Source organism: Gemmatimonadota bacterium (genome assembly GCA_016714015.1).
Classification (GTDB): domain Bacteria; phylum Gemmatimonadota; class Gemmatimonadetes; order Gemmatimonadales; family Gemmatimonadaceae; genus Pseudogemmatithrix.
Map to the genome: position 1 here is coordinate 298837 of JADJNZ010000005.1, position 19637 is coordinate 318473.

Sequence of the window (19637 nt, forward strand, 5' to 3'; positions counted from 1 at the left end):
CCAACCACTCGAGGGACCGATGCGCACCTTCCTGATCACCGCCGGCGTGATCGCCGCGGCCGGCGTCGGCTTTGCCGCCGGCCGGGTCCAGCCCGCCGCCGCGAGCGAGCACGCCGACCACGACATGTCGGCGATGGCACCCATGGAGGGCTTCCAGCAGCAGCCCAACATCCCCGCCGGCGCCACCACGGCCGCCGCACGGCTCCAGTCCTCGCCGCGCCACGCCGAGTGGGTCGCCATCAAGGTGAACGCGACCGACAGCGTGATGGCGTGGGTCGTCTACCCGGAACGCTCGACCAAGGCACCGGTCGTGGTCGCGATCCACGAGAACACCGGCATCAACACCTGGACGCGCAACGTCGCCGACCAGCTCGCGGCCGACGGCTTCATCGGCATCGCGCCCGATCTCACGACGATGTTCCGCACCGGGGACCTCACCGCAGACCCGACGCAGGACGCGGGGCGCGCCGCGATCGGCAAGGTCACGCCCGAGATGGCGAACGCGATCATCGACGCCGTGGCGCGATATGGCATGGGCTTGCCTGCCGCGCTCCCGAAGTACGGGATCGTCGGCTTCTGCTGGGGCGGCGCCCGCTCCTTCCTGCACGCCACGCACGCGCCCGGTCTTGCGGCCTCGGTCGTGTACTACGGCTCGCCGCCGACGCCGGAACAGATGGCGAACATCAAGGCGCCGGTGCTCGGCCTCTACGGTGGCAGCGACGCGCGCATCAACGCGACCATCCCCGCCACCGACTCGACGATGAAGCGGCTCGGCAAGTCGTACGAGTACCAGATCTTCGACGGCGCCGGACACGGCTTCCTGCGCGGGCAGGAGGGCTCGGAGGCGAATCTCGCGGCGGCGACGGCGGCCTGGCCGCGGACCATCGCCTTCTTCCGGGCGAAGCTGGGGAACTGAGCGCGGGGATCCGATGATGGGGATCGCGACGCGACCCCCATCATCGGCGCATGTCCCGTTGCGTTCCCCGCCGAGCCGAGCGTACCGTATGGCCATGCCTGTGCACGTCCCCGATCCCGACTGGACGGTCGAGCGCGCGCTCGCGCTGCCGGACGACGGCAATCGCCACGAGGTGCTCGACGGCGAGTTGTTCGTGACGCCCTCGCCGAGCTGGGGGCATCAGGCGGTCCTCGACGCGCTGTACGCGCGAGTGCGCGAGCATGTGCGGGCGCACCGGCTGGGCTGGACGCGATGGTCCCCTGCCGACATCGTCCTCTCGCCGCGACGATTGCTGCAGCCCGACCTCTTCGTCGTGCCGTGGCGCGATGGCGGTCCGCCACGCGCGTGGTCGGAGGTCACGTCGCTGCTCCTCGCGGTCGAGGTCCTCTCCCCCTCCACCGCGCGCGCGGACCGGCACCGCAAGCGCCTGATCTACCAGAGCGAGGGAGTGCCGGAGTACTGGATCGTCGACAGCGACGCGCGCCTGGTCGAGCGCTGGCGACCCGGTGATGAGCGCCCGGAGATCCTGCACGATGCGCTCGTCTGGCTGCCCGCCCCGGGCATCGCGCCGCTGTCCATCGACCTGCCCGCGCTCTTCGACGACGCGGCGCGCTGACCTGCCGCGCCGTCGACGCGCCTCAAGGCCGCCCGGGGGCGGCCGAGGGCTTCAGTCGCGGATCCAGCACGCCGGCGATCCCGTGCGCGAACTCCGCGGGCCGCGCCTCGCTGAAGTTCATCAGCACGATCACGGTGAGCCCGTCGCCCACGTATCGCGCGATGTACGACTTGAAGCCCTGCCACGAGCCGCCGTGCTCGATGATCCGGTGGCCGTTCACGCTGCCGAGCGCCCATCCGAACCCGTAGGGATGCGTCGATCCGTCGTTCAGGCGGATGGGGGTCCATGACTGCGCGAGCGCCGACGCCGGGAGCACGCGGTCGCCGTAGAGCGCCGCATCCCACTTCGCGAGGTCGAGCACCGTGAGGTAGAGGCTCCCGTCCGCCGTGGTGTTGAACTTCCGCGAGACCCACGTCTGGTTGACGATCCGACCGCTGTCGGCCTCGTATCCCGCCGCCCGGTTGGGGACGATGCTCGGCTCGTCGATGATCATCGCGGTGGTCATGCCGAGCGGACCGAAGATCCGCTCCTCCAGGAGGTCGCCGTAGAATCGACCGGTGACCTGCTGGATGATGTAGCCGAGCAGGAGGTAGCCCGGATTGCTGTAACTCCACTTGCTGCCGGGTGCGAAATCGAGCGGCTGGTCGCCGATCAAGCGCACGATGGTGCTGTCGGCGTACTCGAGGTGGAGGTCGACGGTCTCGTAGAACCGCTCCGAGATGCCCGCGGTGTGCGAGAGCAAGTGCCGGATCGTGACGTCGCGCCACGCGATCGGACCGCGCGGATAGAACTTCGAGAGGCGGTCGTCAAGGCTCAGCCTGCCCTCGCCGACGAGCTGCATCACGAGCGCCGAGGTGAACTGCTTGCCGACGGAACCGGACTGGAAGACCGTCGATGCGGTGACGGGGACCTGATGCTCGAGTGAGGCGACGCCGTAGCCCTGCGCGCGCACGAGCGTACCGTTGCGCACCACCGCGAGGGCGAGCCCCGGGACGCGCTGCCGCACCATCTCGGCGCGGACGAAGGAATCGACGGCCGCCCAGGTGGCGGGCGGATCGGACGGCGCGGCGGCCTGCGCGACGGCGGCCGCCGGGAGGAGCGATGCCGCGAACATCGCGGCCGTGAAACAGGAACGCGTTGGCATGAGTGACCTCAGGTGGCCCTACTGTTCCTGCCGCCGGAGCCCGCGCCCCGACCGGCTGCGCACCGTCTTTCCGTCCGCCCACACCGTCGCGCCGTTCACCCACACGCGCACGATCCCGGTGCTCACCGCATGCGGCGCCTTCGGCGTGGCATTGTCGATGACCGTCGCCGGGTCGAACAGCACGAGGTCCGCGTAGTTCCCTGGCGCGATCGTCCCGCGCCGCGTGAGCCCCACATGCGCCGCCGAGAGCGACGTCATCTGGCGGATGGCCTGCTCGAGCGGCATCACCCGCTGCTCGCGCACGTAGCGGCCGAGCACACGTGGGAAGGAGCCGAAGCCGCGCGGATGCGCACCGTCGAGCGTACCGTCGGAGCAGAAGTTCGTGTGCTCCCACTGCATGAGCCGCACGATGTCGGGCTCGTCCATCGAGGTCGCGACGACGCTCTCGCCGCCGCTGCCGGGATGCGCGTCCTCGTAGGCGATCGACTCGCGGATGAGACCCATCAGCGTGCTCGCCGGGTCCTCCTTCCGTCGCACGGCAAGCTCGGCGACGGTGCGTCCCTGATAGCTCGTGTCGGCCGCGAAGCGTCCGATGAGCAGCCCCTCCGGCTTCGCGATCTCCCGCAACACCTTCTGCGCCTCGGCACGGTCGGAGAAGTCACGCTCCGGGAAGAGCACCGTGAGCGTCGAGTGCCAGTACGGGTAGGGATAGATGTCGGCCGTGACATCGACCCCGGCCGCGCGTGCCGCCTCGAGCAGCGTGATGAGCGAATCGGCGCGCCCCCAGAGCGGGACCATCGCGAGCTTCACATGGCTGATCTGCACCGGCAGCTTCGCCTCGCGCCCGATCGCGATGACCTCGTCGATCGCGTCCCAGAACCAGCGGTCCTCGCTGCGGATGTGGCTGATGTAGCGGCTCCGTGCCGCCGCCGCGACCTTGGCGAGTGCCAGCACCTCGGCGCGATCCGAATAGATGCCCGGATCGTACTCGAGGCCGGTCGAGAGTCCGAGCGCGCCCGCGTCGAGTTCCTGCTGCAGCAGCTTCGCCATCGAGTCCACTTCGGCTGCCGTCGCCTTGCGCTTGAAGTCCTCGCCCATCACGAGGGAGCGCAGGTCGCCGTGCCCGGCGTAGTAGGCGACGTTGATCGACGGCTGCACCTCCGCGAGCGTGTCGAACGCGTCCTTCAATGGATAGGGTTGCCCGCCGTCGTTCCCGCCGACGATCGTCGTGATCCCCTGGCTCACCGCGCCGAGGGCTTCGGGCATGTCGAGCAGGTCACCGGTGTGGTGGGAGTGCGTGTCGATGAAGCCCGGCGCGAGCACGAGGCCGCCGCCGTCGATCACCGAATCACCGCGTGCCGGCTGGACGTCGCCGACCGCGACGATGGAGTCGCCGATGAAGCGCACCGCGCCCGTGATGGAGGGCGCACCGGTGCCATCGATGATGCGGACGTTGGTGATGATCGTGCCCGCGGGCCCCGACGAACAGGCGCAGGCGGCCAGCGCGGCCGCGGCGAGGAGGCGCCTCACGGCCGGTACCCCGGCCCACGCACCACGACTCCGGGCTTGGCACCGGTGTGCTGGCCGTTCCGCAGCACCGCCACGCCGTTCACGAACACGTCCCGCACACCGGTCGAGAGCTGGTGCGGCTGTTCGAAGGTGGCGTTGTCGCGGATGGTGGCGGGGTCGAACACGATGACGTCGGCCTTGAGGCCGGCGCGCAGCACGCCACGGTCATTGAGCGAGAGCCGGGTCGCCACCGCGGCACTCGCCTTCCGCACCGCGTCCTCGAGGGTGATCACCTGCTGCTCGCGGACGTACCGCGCGAAGATGCGCGGGAAGTTGCCGTAGGTGCGCGGGTGCACCATCCCGCGCGCGGTCGCCGGATCGGAGGAGCCGGCGTCGGTGCCGAACTTCATCCAGGGCTGGCGCAGCTGCAGCCGCATGTTGTCCTCGCTCATGAGGAAGAGCAGCTCGCCCAGTCCGAGCGACTCCTCGACATTGAGGTCGATGATCACCTCGGCCCAGTCCTTGCCGAGCGCGGAGGCGATGTCGCTCAGTCGCTTGCCTTCGAAGCGCTTGTTGGCCTCCTGCCGGAAGCCGACCACCATGACGTTCGCCGGCGTCGCGATCTCGCAGAGGTTCTCGTACCCGGCGTCCACCGCGTGCATCTCGGCCACCATCGTCGCGCGAAGCGCGGGGTTCCGCAGGTTCTCCATCAGGCGGCCGCCCGCGGCGTATTTGGGCGGGATGCAGCTCGCGAAGGAGTTCCCGCCGGCGGGGTACAGGTACATGTTCGCCTGCACATCCTGTCCGGCCGCGCGCGCCGAATCGATCTTGGCGATCGCGAGCGGCATCTTGTACCAGTTGCGCGGACCACTTGCCTTCAGGTGGTAGATCTCCACCGGCACGCCACCCTCGCGCCCGATGCGGATCGCCTCGTCCATCGCCTCGAGGAACTTGTCGCCCTCGGAGCGCATGTGGGTGATGTACACACCGCCGTACGGGGCCATCGCCTTCGCGGCCTCGATGAGCTCCTCGGTGCTCGCGTAGGTGTTGGGCGGATAGATGAGCGCGCTCGCGAGGCCGAAGGCGCCGTCGGCCATCGCGTTCCGCACGGCGGCGCGCATCGAGTCGAGCTCGGCGGGCGAGAGCGGACCTTCCTCCTCGCCCTTCGCATAGACGCGGAGGGTGCCGTCGCCGAGGAAGGAGCCGACGTTCTGCGACGTGCCGCGCGCCACCATGTACTCCAGCCACTTCCCGAAACCGTGCGGCCCCGTGAACTGCGAGAGCATTCGTCGGGACGCGGTGTCCGCCTCGGACCGCAGCAGGTGGTCGTTCATCGGGCCGAGGGAGGACCCCTCGCCATGGATCGCGGTCGTGATGCCCTGCGTGACCATCGAGATCGCGCGGCCGTCGCCGACCATGTAGTGCTCGATGGAATGCGCCTGGATGTCGATGAACCCCGGCGCGACCACCTGTCCGGTCGCATCCACGCGAGACGCCGCACGGGCGCCGTGGAAGGCGCCCCGGGGTCCGATCGCCGCGATGCGGTCGCCGCGCAGCGCCACGTCGCCGTAGTACCAGGCCGCGCCGGTGCCGTCCACCACGCGGCCGTTCTCGATGATCACATCGTACCCGTCGCCGGCCGCGGCGGCGGGCGCCGGCGCGACCGCTCCGCGCGGAACGCAGGCCGAGGACAGGACGAACAGCGTGGCGATGGCGGAGCGCAGGCGCGTGAGCATGGGTCGGGGGCTGAGTGGTGACGGAGAAGATACCGCCGTAAGTTCGGTCCGCACGTGGCACCCCCGACCCGACCACACGGAGCAGTCGATGTCCGAGCCAATTGCCGCCCGCCGCGCCCTGCTGAAGTACCTCGCCGCGAGTCCGCTGCTGGCGGCCCTCGCTGGCACCGCGTGCGACGCCGAGGGCGATGACGCGCCCGCCGCCGCCGATCGCTTCGGCTCGCTCGGCGAGCCCGACCAGGAGCTGGGGGAGCTGGTGGCGAGCGCCGACAAGGCGCTCGACGTCTTCGACCTCCGCGTGACCGCGCAGCAGGCGCTCCCGCCGGCGCACTACGGCTACATCGCCACCGGCGTCGACGGCGACGTGACGCTTCGCGCCAACCGGTCCGCTTTCTCGCACTGGCATCTGCGCAGCCGACGGCTCGTCGGCGTCACCGACATCGACATGCGCACCACGGTCGCGGGAACGGCGATGGACACGCCGATCATCGTCATGCCGACCGGGAGCCAGCGCGCCTTCCATCCGGATGGCGAGCTGGCCACCGCGCGGGCGGCGAAGTCGGAGGGGCACCTGATGATGCTCTCGACCGTCTCGACGACGTCCGTCGAGGACGTCGCCGCGGCGCGTGGCGCACCGATCTGGTACCAGCTCTATCCCACGTCGCGCTGGGAGATCACCGAGAAGTTGCTGCGTCGCGCCGAGGGGGCGGGCTGCCCCGTGGTGGTGCTCACGGTGGATCTCCCCGTCTCGAGCAACCGGATCAGCATCCAGCGCTTCATCAAGCGCGACCGGCGCGACTGCTCGCAGTGCCACGCGCAGAGCGACGCCTACGGGAGCATGAACACGCAGTTCGCGCGCAAGCCGATGTTCGACGGCGTCGAGATGAAGGACTCGGACTTCAACATCCCGATGCTCACCTGGGACTTCGTCGAGAAGCTCAAGGCGGCGACGCCCATGAAGGTCTTCGTGAAGGGCATCGTGACCGCCCAGGATGCCGCGCACTGCATCGCCCGCGGCGCCGACGGCATCGTCGTCAGCAACCACGGGGGCCGCGCCGACGAGAGCGGGCGCGGCGCGATCGACTGCCTGCCCGAGATCGCGCGTGAGGTGCGGAAGCGCGTCCCGGTGATCCTCGACTCGGGCGTGCGCCGCGGCACCGACGTCTTCACCGCGCTTGCCCTCGGGGCCGACGCGGTCGGGATCGGGCGGCCGTACCTGTGGGGGCTCGGGGCCTTCGGCGAGGCGGGCGTGGCGCGCGTGCTGCGGCTGCTGAAGGCCGAGCTGCGCACGGTGATGGCGATCGGCGGCACGCGCGCGCTGGCGGACATCGGCGCCGACTCGGTCATGCGGGCGACATGAGCGCGCTGCTGCTGGCGCTCGCCCTCGCGTGCATCGCGGGCGAGTACCTGGACCTCCCGGTGCTGATCTACGTCACGAAGCCGCTCGCGACGCTCATCACGATCGCGATCGCGGTGCGCGCGACGAACCCGGTCTCGCCCCGCTATCGCACGCTCGTCACCGCGGGCCTCGTCGCCTCGCTGGCCGGCGACGTCTTCCTGATGCTGCCGGGGGATCGGTTCATCGCCGGGCTCGCGAGCTTCCTCGTCGCGCACCTCTTGTACATCGCCGCGTTCGCCGGCGCGGGCGGCGGACTTCGCAGTCCCGCGTCGGCGCTGCCCGTGGGCGTGTTCGCGCTCGCGATGCTCGCCACCCTCTGGCCGGAACTCGGGGCGCTGCGACTCCCCGTCGCCGCGTACGTCATGGTCATCGCCGCGATGGGCTGGCAGGCGCTCGCGCGATGGGGCCGTTCGCCGGGGGCCGAGCTCGCGGCCCTCGGCGCCGTGAGCTTTCTGGTGTCCGACAGCGCGCTCGCCGTCGGGCGGTTCATGGGGCCGTTCGGCGGGGACCGGGCGCTCGTGCTCGGGACGTACTGGCTCGCGCAGTGGTGCATCGCGCGTTCGGTGGCGGGTCCCGGCCGATTCAGCGCGCGAGGATGAGCGCGACGACCTGATCCGGTGTCGCGGCGTCGCGACGCGGCAGCGTGAGCGTGACTGACTCGGCCGTGTTCGCCACGGTGACGGCCGCGCCGCCGTCGAGCAAGTAGGCCCGCGCCACGCGGCGCGTGAGCGCCGGCAGCGCGACCACGCGATCCGTTCCCTCGAGCAGGTGCACGAAGACCGTGTCGCCCTTCTGGGTCGTCACCCCCCACGGGCGCGGCGTGAGCGGTCCGGGGCGCGTGCCGTAGATGCTCGCGCCGTTCACGTCGAGCCAGCGCCCCACCTGCGCGAGCGTCGCGACGACCGTGTCGGGGAAGGTGCCGTCGGGGCGCGGCCCCACGTTCAACAGATAGTTCGCGCCGCGACCCGCGGCGCCGGCGAGCTCGCGGATCAGCTGCCGCGACGACTTCCACGCGCGGTCGTGGAGCCGGAAGCCCCACGAGTCGTTCATCGTCTGTGCGGTCTCCAAGGGCAGCGCGCCGATGGTCGTGGTGTTGAACCCTGCGGAGTTCGCGCCGGGAAGGTCCTTCTCGAACGTCTGCACGTCCTCGCCGGGCCGTGGCGGTTCGTGGTTGTTGGGGATGATGAGCGCCGACGGCTGCAGGCGGTGGATCAGCGCGTAGGTGCGGTCGAGTCGCCAGTCGGCCGTCGGCTTGTCCCAGAGGCCGTCGAGCCAGATCCCGCCGATGGGCCCGAAGCCGGTGAGCAGCTCGGTCAGGTGCGCATCCATGTAGTCGAGGTAATGCGGCCAATCCCCGGCCATCGGCCGTCCGGCGGTCGCGCCCGTCTGCCCGCGCGGGAAGTAGTCGGGATGGTGCCAGTCGAGCTGCGAATAGTAGAGGAACAGCTTGATCCCCTGGCGGCGACACTCCTCCGCGAGTTCCCGCACGATGTCGCGGCCGAACGGCGTCCGCTTCACCACGTTCCAGTCGCTCACCTTCGAGTCCCAGAGCGCGATCCCATCGTGGTGCTTCGTGACGAGCGTGATGTAGCGCATCCCGGAGGCCTTCGCCGTCGCGACCCACTGGCGCGCGTCGAAGCGCTTGGGGTCGAACAGCGGCGGCAGCTGCTCGAACTCCGCCGCCGTGATCCCGCGGTTGTTCATCACCCATTCCGCGTCCTGGAGCACGCTCCAGACGCCCCAATGGATGAACATCCCGTACTTCGCATCCTGGTACCACTCGCGCGCCGCGAGATTCTCGGCGCTCGGCACGTAGCCCGCCTGTGCGCGCGCGGGGGCGGGCACGAGGAGACCGGCTGCCAGCGCCAGCGCGAGGATGGTGCGCGAGCGGGCGGGAGCGGCGGCAGGAGCGAGCGCAGCAGCGGACATCACGTGGCGACCCCGGTGGGATGTGCGTCCAGAACATAGCAGGACAGCCCGCCGACCGCGTGCTATGTTCTGGCCACCCTCACCCGGAGCCCCCCCCGTGCTCGACCGCCGCACCTTCGTGATCAAGGAACGCGTCGCGTTCATGAAGCTGAGCGACACCTATGACATCCTCGACGCCGAGTCCGGCGCGACGATCGGGATCGCGCAGGAGCGCATCTCGGGGCTCGTGAAGACACTGCGGCTCCTGCTCGGCAAGCGTCTCATGCCCACGACCGTCGTGATCGCCGAGCGCGAGGGCGGGGCACCGGTCATCACCCTCTCGCGCGGCCCGACCTTCATCCGCGCGCTGGTGAAGGTGACCGACGGGGCGGGGAAGCAGCTCGGCGTGCTCCGCTCGAAGTTCTTCTCGTTCGGTGGCGGGTTCTTCGTGCTCAACGCCTCCGGCGAGACCGTGGGCGAGGTGAAGGGCAACCTCGTGGGGTGGAACTTCCAGTTCCTCACCGGTGGGCGGAAGGTCGGGACGATCGCGAAGAAGTGGGCCGGGATCGGCAAGGAGCTGTTCACCAACGCCGACACCTACGTGGTCGCGGTGGAGGACCCGAAGGCGACGGCCTCGCTCACCGCCCTCATCCTCGCGTCCGGGATCGCGATCGACACCGTGTTCAAGGAACAGCAGAAGTGATGCACGCTCTCGGCGGCCGCGCGCGGCGCGCGGCCGCCGCGCTCCTCGTGTGCCTCTCGCTCGGCGGCGTGGCCGTCCTCGCTCGCCCCGCGGCCGCGCAGGTGCGGGGCACGCTCGTGCTGCAGTCTGACTTCGGCACGCGGGACGGCGCCGTAGCATCAATGAAGGGCGTCGCCACCGGCGTGGACCCGTCGCTCCGCGTCCACGACCTCACCCACCAGATCGAACCGTTCGACATCTGGGAGGGCGCGTACCGGCTGCGGCAGGTGACGCCCTTCTGGCCGGCCGGCACGGTCTTCGTCTCCATCGTCGATCCGGGCGTCGGCACGGCGCGCCTCGGCGTCGTCGCGCGCACGCGCCGCGGCCTCCTCATCGTTACGCCGGACAACGGCACGCTCACCCTCATCGCCGACGAGGTGGTGGAAGTGCGCGAGATCGACCTCGCGCGCCAGCGGCTCCCCGGCTCCGAGCGGTCGCACACCTTCCACGGGCGAGACGTCTTCGCCTACGTCGGCGCGCGCCTCGCCGCGGGCAAGGTGCGCTTCGAGGACGTGGGGCCGTCGCGCGGCACGGAGATGGTCCGGCTCCCCGTACCCGTCGCGCGGCGCGAGGGGAACGCGCTCCACGGCATGGTCGCGATGATCGACCGGCCGTACGGCAACCTCTGGACGAACATCCCCGCCGCCATGCTCGACTCGATGGGGTGGCGGGTGGGCGACACGCTCGAGGTGGTCGTCTCGCAAGAGGGGACCGAACGCGCGCGGATCGCCGCCGTGCCCTTCGTCGAGAGCTTCGGCCAGGTGGCGGTGGGGCAGCCGGTCGCCTACCTGAACAGTCTCCTCGAACTCGCCGTCGCGCTCAATCAGGGGAGCTACGCCGAGCGGTTCGGCGTGGGCGCCGGACCCGCCTGGACCATCCGCGTCCATTGGCGGGGAGTGGACCGGCGCGAAGTGCGAGGGCCGCCGAGCGACTGATGGCGGCAGGGCCGGGTTCGCGCTAACGTAGGCGACCCCACGCGCCCTCGGAGGCCGCATGTTCCACCGTTCATGCGCTCGCGCGCTCGTCGCGATCGCCACCCTCGTCACCGCCACCGTCGCGCACGCCCAAGCGGGCATGATCCGCGGCAAGGTGAGCGACTCCAGCGGCACCGCTATCGCCGGTGTCATCCTCACGGTCGATCGCACGCAGGTGCGCGCGCAGACCACGGGGACCGGCACGTACCAGCTCGTCGGCGTGCCGGCCGGCCAGTGGACGGTGCGCGCGCGCGTGATCGGGTTCGCGCCGATGACCGCGACGGTGACGGTGACCGCTGGGCAGACCGCGACACAGGACTTCACGCTCAACCGCGCCTCGCAGCAGCTCGCGGCCGCGGTCGTGACCGGCTCCCGTGCGCAGCACACCGCCGCTGACGAGCTCGCGGTGCCGGTGGACGTGGTGACCGCCGAGACGATCGAGAAGCAGGGCACGACCGAGCTCTCGGCGATCCTCCAGGCCGTCTCGCCGTCAGTGAACTTCCCGCGGCAGTCGGTGACCGACGCCGACGACATCGTGCGGCCCTTCACCATGCGCGGACTCTCGCCCGACCACACCCTGGTGCTCGTGAACGGGGTCCGCCGCCATCGCACGTCGCTGGTCCACACCTTCGCCTTCGGCATGCCGGCGGGATCGACCGGCGTCGACCTGAACGCGCTGCCGTCGAGCGCGATCGATCGCATGGAGGTCCTGCGCGACGGTGCCGCGGCGCAGTACGGCTCCGACGCGATCGCCGGCGTGGTGAACCTGCAGCTCAAGCGCGGCGAGTTCGCGCCGTTCGTCAACGCCGACTTCGGCCGGTATGTGGTGGGCGACTATCCCGACGACGGTGACACGTACAACGTGAACGGCGGATGGGGCGTGAAGGTCGGCCGCGGCTCCCTCGGGCTCTTCGCCGAGGTCCGCAATCGCCAGCGCACCAACCGCGCCTGGCCCGAGGCCGCAGACCAGATCGTCCCCGGGGACGCGGACGTGGTCGACTCCAAGGGCAACATCCTGCAGAAGAACAACGCCGTCGATCAGCCCAACCACCGCCTCGGCGACGGTCTGGCCGACGACAAGATCCTCTTCGCCGACTTCCGCCTCCCGCTCGACGATGCCGGTACGCGCAGCTTCTATGCCTTCGGCGGGTACTCCAACCGCGTCGGCACGGGCAATGGCTTCTACCGTCAGGGTCTCTCGGAGCGGAACTGGCCGTCGCAGTACCCCAGGGGCTTCCTCCCTGAGTTCCGGCCGGACGTGGTGGACTGGTCGCTCGCCGCGGGGTTCAAGGGTGAGGCGGGGCCGTGGACCTACGATGCGGCGCTCTCGTCGGGTGCGAGCGAGTTCGACTACAAGCTCCGCAACACGCTCAACACCTCCCTCGGTCCGTGCTTCGTCACCGCCTGCGCGCCGGGCCTCGACGGCATCTTCGGCAACGCGGACGATCCGGGCATCCCCAACCAGACGAGCTTCTACGCGGGCGGCCTGCGCGGCAACGAGACGCAGGTGACCTTCGACGCGTCGCGACAGGTGCAGACGTCGCTACCCTCGCCGCTCACGCTCGCCTTCGGCGCGGCGCTCCGCCAGGAGAGCTTCGAGCTCATCGCCGGCGAGCGCGCCTCGTGGATCCAGGGCGGGCACCTCACGCAGTTCGGCGATCCCGCCCCCGGCGGCTCGCAGGTCTTCAGCGGCTTCCTCCCCTCCACCGCGGTCGAGGCCACGCGCAACAACATCGCGGCCTACGCGGAGGCGGAGACCGACCTCACGCAGCGCATCCTCGCCAACGTGGCGGCCCGCTTCGAGAACTACAGCGACTTCGGCTCGCAGCTGAGCACCAAGCTCGCGCTCCGCTTCCAGGTGGCCGAGCAGTTCGTGCTGCGCGGCGCGGCGAGCACCGGCTTCCGCGCCCCGTCGCTCGCGCAGAGCAACTATGGCAGCCGCATCACGAGCTTCCGCCTCGACACGGGCACGGGCCAGCAGGTGCCGTTCGAGATCGGCATCTTCCCCACCGACGACCCGGCCGCGCGCGCGCTCGGCTCGAAGGACCTCAAGGCCGAGACCTCGGTGAACCTGAGTGCCGGCATGGCGTGGAGCCCGTCCGACCGCTTCACCATGACGGTGGACGGCTACTCGATCACGCTCAACGACCGCATCCTGCTCACCGGCTTCCTCGGCGGTCCGGCGATCGAGGCGATCCTGCAGGCCAATGGCGTGCAGGCCGAGGCGGGGCAGTACTTCACCAACATCGTCGACACCCGCACCAACGGCGTGGACATCACCGCGAACTACCGCCGTGCCGTCGGCATGTCCGGCGTGTTCAATCTCAACACCGGCATCAACTACACCACGAACGAGATCGTCGGGCAGCGGGACAACCCCGCCGAGCTGAACGGCACCGGCGCCGAGCTGGTGGACATGTTCATGCGGATCCAGATCGAGCGCGAGCGTCCCGATTGGCGCGGCACGGTGACCGCCGACTACACGCAGGGCCACAACAGCGTGCTGCTGCGCACCTCGTACTACGGCAAGTTCAACTCGGCGCCCGGGCTCTGCGGCACCTGCGAGCAGACGTTCGGCGCGCGGACGCTGGTGGACGCCGAAGTGGGCCGCCAGTTCGGCGGCGTGAAGTGGACGCTGGGTGTGCGGAACCTGTTCGACACCTTCCCCGAGCAGAACACGCTCGACAACGGCTACGGGATCTTCCCGTGGGCGGGCGCGTCACCGTTCGGGTACAACGGGCGGTTCGTGTACACGCGCGCCCAGATGTCGTTCGACATGCCGTGAACGTGACCCCCGTCACGGTGTGACACCCCTGGTGGGTGCACACCGTGACCCGGGGGCGGGGTGGCGAGTATACCATATGTAGCCGGTATCCCAGCGGCGGGCGGTCGTCCGACCGCGCGCCCGAACTCGACCCCAGTCCCCGACATGCCTCCGTCGTCCCTGCGACGCGCCCCGCGCGTCCTGCCGCTCGCCCTCCTCGCGGCGCTCGCGGCCTGCGACCTCCCGTCGTCCGCGCCGATCTTCCAGCAGTCGTGGACCGTGCCGGGCGACTCCGTCACCGTGCCGGTGACCCAGATCCTGCCCGCCGGCGTCGCCTTCAACGGCACCGCGACGGCGTTCCTCGTGTCGGTGGCCGACCCGGCCGACTTCTCGACCACGCTCGGCACGCTCTGCGGCCAGCCGGCGTGCCAGTCCGGCGCGGCGGTGAACGCGCCGGTGCCGGCGTTCACGTCGAGCGGTGCGGCGCTCTCGCGCACCGTCGCCTTTCCGGCGACCGTCGCCTCGGGCACCGTCGTCTCGGGCTCGCTCTCGCTCGCGATCCAGAACACCCTCGGGTTCGATCCGCTGCGCCCCAACGGCGCGAGCGCGCCGTACGGCACGCTCACGGTGACGATCACCAACGGGGCGAGCTCGACGACGACGACCTTCACCGGCGCGTCGCAGGCGATGGCGAACAACTTCACGAGCTTCCTCTCGGTCCCGATCCCCGCCGGCAGCTACACCGGGTCTTTCGCCGTCTCTGCGTCGTTCGACGTGCCGGCGGGTGGCACCGCGAACCTCGCGGCCGGCAACGCGATCAGCATCTCGCCCTCCGTCGTCGACCTGACGGTCTCGCAGGTCTCGGTCGTGGTGTTGAACGAGGCGATCAGCACCGCGCCGAGCGCGTACGACCTCGAGGACATCGACTTCGCCGATCGCGTCGAGGGCGGGAGCATCCTCCTCGACGTCAGCAACCCCTTCACGGCGACGGCGTCGTTGAACGTCGTCCTGAGTGCGCCCGCGCAGGCCGGGCAGCCGCTCGTGAGCATCAGCAAGGCGATCGTCATCCCCGCCACTCCCACCTCGACGACCACCGTGACGCTCAGCAAGGCCGAGTTGCAGTCGCTCGTCGGCAAGACCGGCGTGAACATGACGGTCTCCGGGACGGCGAACGGGACCGGAGCAGGGAACACCGCGACGGTCACGCCGACGTCGCGCATCGTGATGCGCAGCAACATCCAGGTCGTCGTCAACGTGGGGGGCTGAGCCATGATCACCTCCTCGACTCGCCTCCTCGGCCTCGCGGCGCTCTCGCTCCTGCTCGCCCCCGCAGCCGGCGCGCAGGGCAATGCCTCCGCCGCCGCGACCGCGATGGGCGGCAACTACACCGCCCTCGCCCGCAACTTCAACGCCGCCGCCTGGAATCCGGCCAACCTCGGACTCGACGGCAACTCACGCTTCTCCCTCGCCCTCTCGCCGCAGCTCGGCATGGGCACCGGCCCCGTCACCCTCAAGGACCTCGCGGACTACGAAGGCGTGGTCGTCCCGCAGCAGGTGCGCGAGGCCTGGCTCCAGAAGGTGATCGACAACGGGGGGCAGGATCTCGGCGGTGACGTGCACCTCACGCCGCTCGCGCTCTCCATCGGCCGCTTCGCCTTCACCGCGACGAGCACGCTGCGCACGGACGGCGTGTTGCCCCCTGCGATGATGTCGCTCCTCTTCTTCGGCAACTCGGGACGCACCGGCCAGCCGGAGGACTTCACGCTGACCGATCTCTCGCTCGACGCCAACGCGACGACGACCTTCGCCGTCGCGTACGGGCGCCGTCTCCCGATCGTCCCCATCGGCGACTTCGCGATCGGCGTGACGGGCAAGTACGTGCTCGGGCATGCCGCCGCCTCGATGCTCGACAACGGCTCCACCATCACCGCGAGTCCGCTCGCGCTCAACATCAACGCGCCGCTCGTCGTCACCGACACGGCGGAGATGGTGAACGGCACCGGCTTCGGCTTCGACGTGGGCGCCTCGTGGAAGGTGGGCAACCTCCGCGGGTCGGCGGTGATCCACGACCTCGTGAGCACCTTCGCGTGGAAGACGGACAACCTCTACTACCTGCCGATCGAGGCGACCTTCCAGTCGGGCTCGAACAGCGAGTTCACCGATTCACTGGTGCCGCTCTCCTCGGCGGCACCGGCGCTGCAGGAGTCGCTCAAGGAGCGCATCGCGGCGGCCCAGCCGACGCCGACGCTCGCCCTCGGCGTCGCGTGGAGCGGCTTGCGTCGCCTGACGCTCGCTGCCGACCTCCGGCAGCGCTTCGGTGACGGCATCGACCTCGGCCCGAGCACGCAGGTCGGCGTCGGCGCGGAGCTGCGCCTCATCCCCTTCGTGCCGCTGCGGGCCGGCGTGACGTCGATCGGCGACGGCATGCGCTACAGCGGCGGACTCGGCCTCGAGTTCGGCGTCGTGAACTTCCAGGTCGCTGGCCAGTTGCTCCAGGCCAACGGCCGCAACGACACGGGCCTCGGCCTCACGCTGAGCTTCGGCGGGCACTGACCGACGCGAACGACAGGGTGGCGGGTGGCGCGGTAGATTCTCCGCGTCACCCTCGCCCCCCTCGCCATGCTGAAGAAGCCCTTCGTCGCCGCGCTCTTCCTCGCCGCGGCGTGCGGCAGCACCCCTGAGGCGGCACCGCCGGTGGACGAGCTCGTCTCGTCCACCGGCGTCGTCGTCTCCGCCCACCATCTGTCGTCCGAGGCGGGCGCGTCGATGCTCGCCAAGGGCGGCAATGCCGTCGATGCCGCCGTCGCGACCGCCTTCTCGCTCGCCGTGACGTACCCGGCGGCCGGCAACATCGGTGGCGGCGGGTTCATGGTCGTGCGCATGGCCGACGGATCGGCGACCACCTTCGACTACCGCGAGCAGGCGCCGCTCAAGGCCACGCCGACGATGTATCTCGACGCGAAGGGCGAGATCGCGTGGGCCGCGACCGACAGCGGGTGGCGCTCGCCCGGCGTGCCCGGCACCGTGCGCGGGCTCGCGATGGCGCACGCGAAGTTCGGCAAGCTGCCGTGGAAGGACGTCGTCATGCCCGCCGTGCTGCAGGCGGAGCAGGGCTTCGCCGTCTCGGCCCTGTTCGCCGAGGAGCTGAACTGGGCGGTGGAGAAGTTCCTCGCGCCCTTCCCGGCGTCGGTGGCGGCGTACGGCAAGCCCGGCGGCGGCAAGTGGGCCGCCGGTGACACGCTCAAGCTCCCGCAGCTCGCGCGCGCGCTGCGCGCCATCGCCGACTCGGGAGCGAGCGCGTTCTACACCGGATGGATCGCCGACTCGATCGAGGCACAGATGCGCGCGCACGGCGGGATCATCTCGCGCGCCGACCTCGCCGCGTACGAGGCCGTGGAGCGGGCCCCGTTGCGCGGCTCCTTCAACGGGCATGAGCTGATCGTGATGGGTCCGCCGAGCTCGGGCGGCATGGTCACGCTGCTCACGCTCAACCAGCTCGAGGCACTCGGCGTGGAGCGGATGTCGCGCGGCGACGCGCGCACGCTGCACCTGCGCCTCGAGGTCGCGCGCCGCACCTACGTCGACCGCGCGCGCTGGCTGGGGGACCCCGCCTTCAGCGACATCCCGCTCGAGCGGCTGATCAGCAAGGAGTACGCGCGCGAGCTCGCGGCGTCGATCGACACGCTCCACGCGTCGAGCTCGCTCGAGCTCGGCAAGGACATCGTGACGCCCGCCGAGTCGAAGCAGACGACGCACTTCAGCGTGATCGACGCCGAGGGGAACGCCGTCTCGAGCACCTACACGCTCGAGGGCGGCTATGGCTCCGGCGTGGTGATCGCCGGCTTCCTGCTCAACAACGAGATGGGCGACTTCAACAAGAAGCCCGGCTACACCGACCAGGGATGGGCGATCGGCACCCCGGCGAACGTGATCGCGCCCGGGAAGCGGATGCTGAGCTCGATGGCACCGGCCATCGTGACCAAGGGCGGCGCACTGCGACTGGTGACGGGCTCGCCGGGCGGCCGCACAATTCCCAACACGGTGCTCAACGTCATCTTCGGCGTGACCGCGCTGGGCGAAGGGGTCCGAGCCGCGGTGGATGCGCCGCGCATCCATCACCAGTGGATGCCCGACACCGCCTCCTTCGAGGAGGGCGCCGCAACGCCCGAGGTGCTCGCCGCGCTGCGCGCGATGGGGCACGCGATCAAGATGGAGAAGCCGAACTCGCAGGGCGACGCGCACAGCATCCTGTACGATGCGGCGTCGAAGACCGCGCGGGCGGCGAACGACCATCGCAGTCCCGATTCCGGCGCGCGCGCCCCCCGGAGCCCGTGAGCGGCGACGCATGAAAGTGATCGCCCTGCGTGACCCGGCGTTGCTCCGCGACCGCGCGTACGTCGGCGGGGCGTGGATCGGCGGTACGTCGACCTTCACCGTCCGCGACCCGGCGACCGGCGCGACGCTCGCCGAGGTCGCGGATCTCGGCGCCGCGGAGACGACGGCCGCGGTGCGCGCCGCGGCCGACGCGATGCCGGCGTGGGCCGCGCGCACGGCGAAGGAGCGCGCGGCGGTCCTCCGGCGGTGGTTCGAGCTCATCATGGCCGCGCAGGACGATCTCGCGTTGCTGATGACGAGCGAGCAGGGCAAGCCGCTCGCCGAGGCGCGCGGCGAGGTCGCGTACGGCGCGAGTTTCCTCGAGTGGTTCGCCGAGGAAGCGAAGCGCGTCTACGGCGAGGTGATCCCCACGCCGGTCGCGGGTCGGCGCCTGCTCGCGCTGCGCCAGCCCGTGGGCGTCGCGGCGGCGATCACGCCGTGGAACTTCCCCGTGGCGATGCTGACGCGGAAGGCCGGCCCCGCGCTCGCCGCCGGGTGCGCGTTCGTGGTGAAGCCGGCGGCCGAGACGCCGCTCTGCGCGCTCGCGCTGGCCGAGCTCGCGCACCGCGCCGGCGTGCCGGCGGGCGTGTTCAACGTGGTCACGTCCACGCGCGCGCAGGAGGTGGGGCTCGTGCTCACGCAGCACCCGCTCGTGCGGAAGTTCTCCTTCACGGGCTCGACGCCGGTGGGGAAGCAGCTGATGGCGCAGTGCGCGACGACGGTGAAGCGGGTCTCGCTCGAACTCGGCGGCAACGCGCCGTTCCTCGTGTTCGACGATGCGGACCTCGATGCGGCGGTCGCGGGGGCGGTGGCCTCGCGGTACCGGAACGCGGGGCAGACGTGCGTCTGCGCGAACCGGTTCCTCGTGCACGAGTCGGTCGCGGCGGTCTTCACGGAGAAGCTCGCAGCGGCCGTGTCCGGGCTTGTCGTGGGCGACGGGACGACACCGGGGGTGACGCAGGGGCCGCTGATCTCGGTGCGCGCGGTGGAGAAGGTCGAGCGGCTCGTGGCGGACGCGGTGACGCGCGGCGCGCGCGTGGTGTGCGGCGGCTCGCAACACGCGCTCGGAGGGACGTTCTACGAGCCGACCGTGCTCGCGGGGGTGGACGCCGGGATGGCGATCGCGGGGGAGGAGATCTTCGGTCCGGTCTCGACCGTGATGACGTTCCGTGACGAGGCGGAGGCGGTGCGGGTGGCGAACGCGACGCCGTTCGGGTTGGCGGCGTATGCGTACACGCGGGACCTCGCGCGGGCGTGGCGGATGTCGGAGGCGCTGGAGTACGGGATGGTCGGGATCAATGAAGGGGTGATCTCGACGGAGGTGGCGCCGTTCGGCGGGGTGAAGGAGAGCGGGGTGGGGCGGGAGGGCGGGAGGGAGGGGATCGGGGAGTATCTCGAGGTGAAGTACGTGGCGATGGGCGGGCTGGGGTGAGTGGTGGGCGTGAGACAGGCGCTCGGGTCGAGTGGACCAGCGCCGGGTCAGGGTGACGGAAGGCCTCTACACGGAGATCGAACC

General features: G+C 70.7%; 15 protein-coding genes. 11 read left to right on the forward strand and 4 right to left on the reverse strand.

Annotated features, from left to right (window positions below):
* Nucleotides 1–19: 19 nt before the first annotated feature.
* Nucleotides 20–916 carry a dienelactone hydrolase family protein gene (locus IPJ78_11690; protein MBK7907211.1) on the forward strand — a complete coding sequence of 299 codons (897 nt, stop codon included), beginning with the start codon at nt 20–22 and terminating at the stop codon, nt 914–916.
* Nucleotides 917–1010: 94 nt separating this feature from the next.
* The gene (locus tag IPJ78_11695) at nt 1011–1571 is read left to right on the forward strand and encodes a Uma2 family endonuclease (protein ID MBK7907212.1); all 561 of its coding nucleotides are present in this window, start codon (nt 1011–1013) and stop codon (nt 1569–1571) included.
* 22 nt (nt 1572–1593) lie between these two features.
* Here IPJ78_11695 and IPJ78_11700 read toward each other — a convergent pair whose 3' ends face one another.
* From IPJ78_11700 to IPJ78_11710, 3 genes are read right to left on the reverse strand one after another with little or no spacing between them, the layout of a single operon-like run.
* Complete coding sequence (locus IPJ78_11700) at nt 1594–2715, reverse strand: beta-lactamase family protein (protein MBK7907213.1); 1122 nt, start codon at nt 2713–2715, stop codon at nt 1594–1596.
* 18 nt (nt 2716–2733) lie between these two features.
* On the reverse strand, nt 2734–4245 hold the full coding sequence (locus IPJ78_11705; GenBank protein ID MBK7907214.1) for a D-aminoacylase: 1512 nt from the start codon (nt 4243–4245) through the stop codon (nt 2734–2736).
* A complete protein-coding gene (locus IPJ78_11710) occupies nt 4242–5960 on the reverse strand; it encodes a D-aminoacylase (protein MBK7907215.1) in 1719 nt (572 codons plus the stop codon). Before IPJ78_11710 ends, IPJ78_11705 begins: the two co-directional genes overlap by 4 nt.
* Before the next feature lie 88 nt (nt 5961–6048).
* Between IPJ78_11710 and IPJ78_11715 the strand changes: the two genes are divergently transcribed.
* Together IPJ78_11715 and IPJ78_11720 are read left to right on the forward strand one after the other, a co-directional pair.
* On the forward strand, nt 6049–7320 hold the full coding sequence (locus IPJ78_11715; GenBank protein MBK7907216.1) for an alpha-hydroxy-acid oxidizing protein: 1272 nt from the start codon (nt 6049–6051) through the stop codon (nt 7318–7320).
* Nucleotides 7317–7958, forward strand: a complete 642-nt coding sequence (locus IPJ78_11720) for a lysoplasmalogenase (protein ID MBK7907217.1) — start codon at nt 7317–7319, stop codon at nt 7956–7958. The genes IPJ78_11715 and IPJ78_11720 overlap by 4 nt, the downstream gene beginning before the upstream one ends.
* Here the strand turns inward: IPJ78_11720 and IPJ78_11725 are convergent.
* Nucleotides 7942–9288 carry an alpha-L-fucosidase gene (locus IPJ78_11725; GenBank protein MBK7907218.1) on the reverse strand — a complete coding sequence of 449 codons (1347 nt, stop codon included), beginning with the start codon at nt 9286–9288 and terminating at the stop codon, nt 7942–7944. The two genes, IPJ78_11720 and IPJ78_11725, sit on opposite strands and share 17 nt — an antisense overlap.
* 97 nt (nt 9289–9385) lie before the next feature.
* Here IPJ78_11725 and IPJ78_11730 point away from each other — a divergent pair, with 97 nt between their 5' ends.
* From IPJ78_11730 to IPJ78_11760, 7 genes are all read left to right on the forward strand, one after another.
* On the forward strand, nt 9386–9970 hold the full coding sequence (locus IPJ78_11730; protein MBK7907219.1) for an oxidoreductase: 585 nt from the start codon (nt 9386–9388) through the stop codon (nt 9968–9970).
* Nucleotides 9970–10944 (forward strand): S-adenosyl-l-methionine hydroxide adenosyltransferase family protein, encoded by a 975-nt coding sequence (locus IPJ78_11735; protein ID MBK7907220.1) that lies wholly within the window; start codon nt 9970–9972, stop codon nt 10942–10944. The genes IPJ78_11730 and IPJ78_11735 overlap by 1 nt, the downstream gene beginning before the upstream one ends.
* A 58-nt stretch (nt 10945–11002) precedes the next feature.
* On the forward strand, nt 11003–13768 hold the full coding sequence (locus IPJ78_11740; GenBank protein MBK7907221.1) for a TonB-dependent receptor: 2766 nt from the start codon (nt 11003–11005) through the stop codon (nt 13766–13768).
* A gap of 144 nt (nt 13769–13912) precedes the next feature.
* Entirely contained in the window at nt 13913–15013 is a 1101-nt protein-coding gene (locus IPJ78_11745; protein MBK7907222.1) for a hypothetical protein, read from the forward strand.
* A gap of 3 nt (nt 15014–15016) precedes the next feature.
* Nucleotides 15017–16300, forward strand: a complete 1284-nt coding sequence (locus IPJ78_11750) for a hypothetical protein (GenBank protein ID MBK7907223.1) — start codon at nt 15017–15019, stop codon at nt 16298–16300.
* 66 nt (nt 16301–16366) lie between these two features.
* Nucleotides 16367–18082: a gamma-glutamyltransferase gene (ggt, locus tag IPJ78_11755; protein ID MBK7907224.1), complete on the forward strand. Its 1716-nt coding sequence runs from the start codon at nt 16367–16369 to the stop codon at nt 18080–18082.
* 10 nt (nt 18083–18092) lie between these two features.
* The gene (locus tag IPJ78_11760) at nt 18093–19553 is read left to right on the forward strand and encodes an NAD-dependent succinate-semialdehyde dehydrogenase (GenBank protein ID MBK7907225.1); all 1461 of its coding nucleotides are present in this window, start codon (nt 18093–18095) and stop codon (nt 19551–19553) included.
* Nucleotides 19554–19637 lie beyond the last annotated feature (84 nt).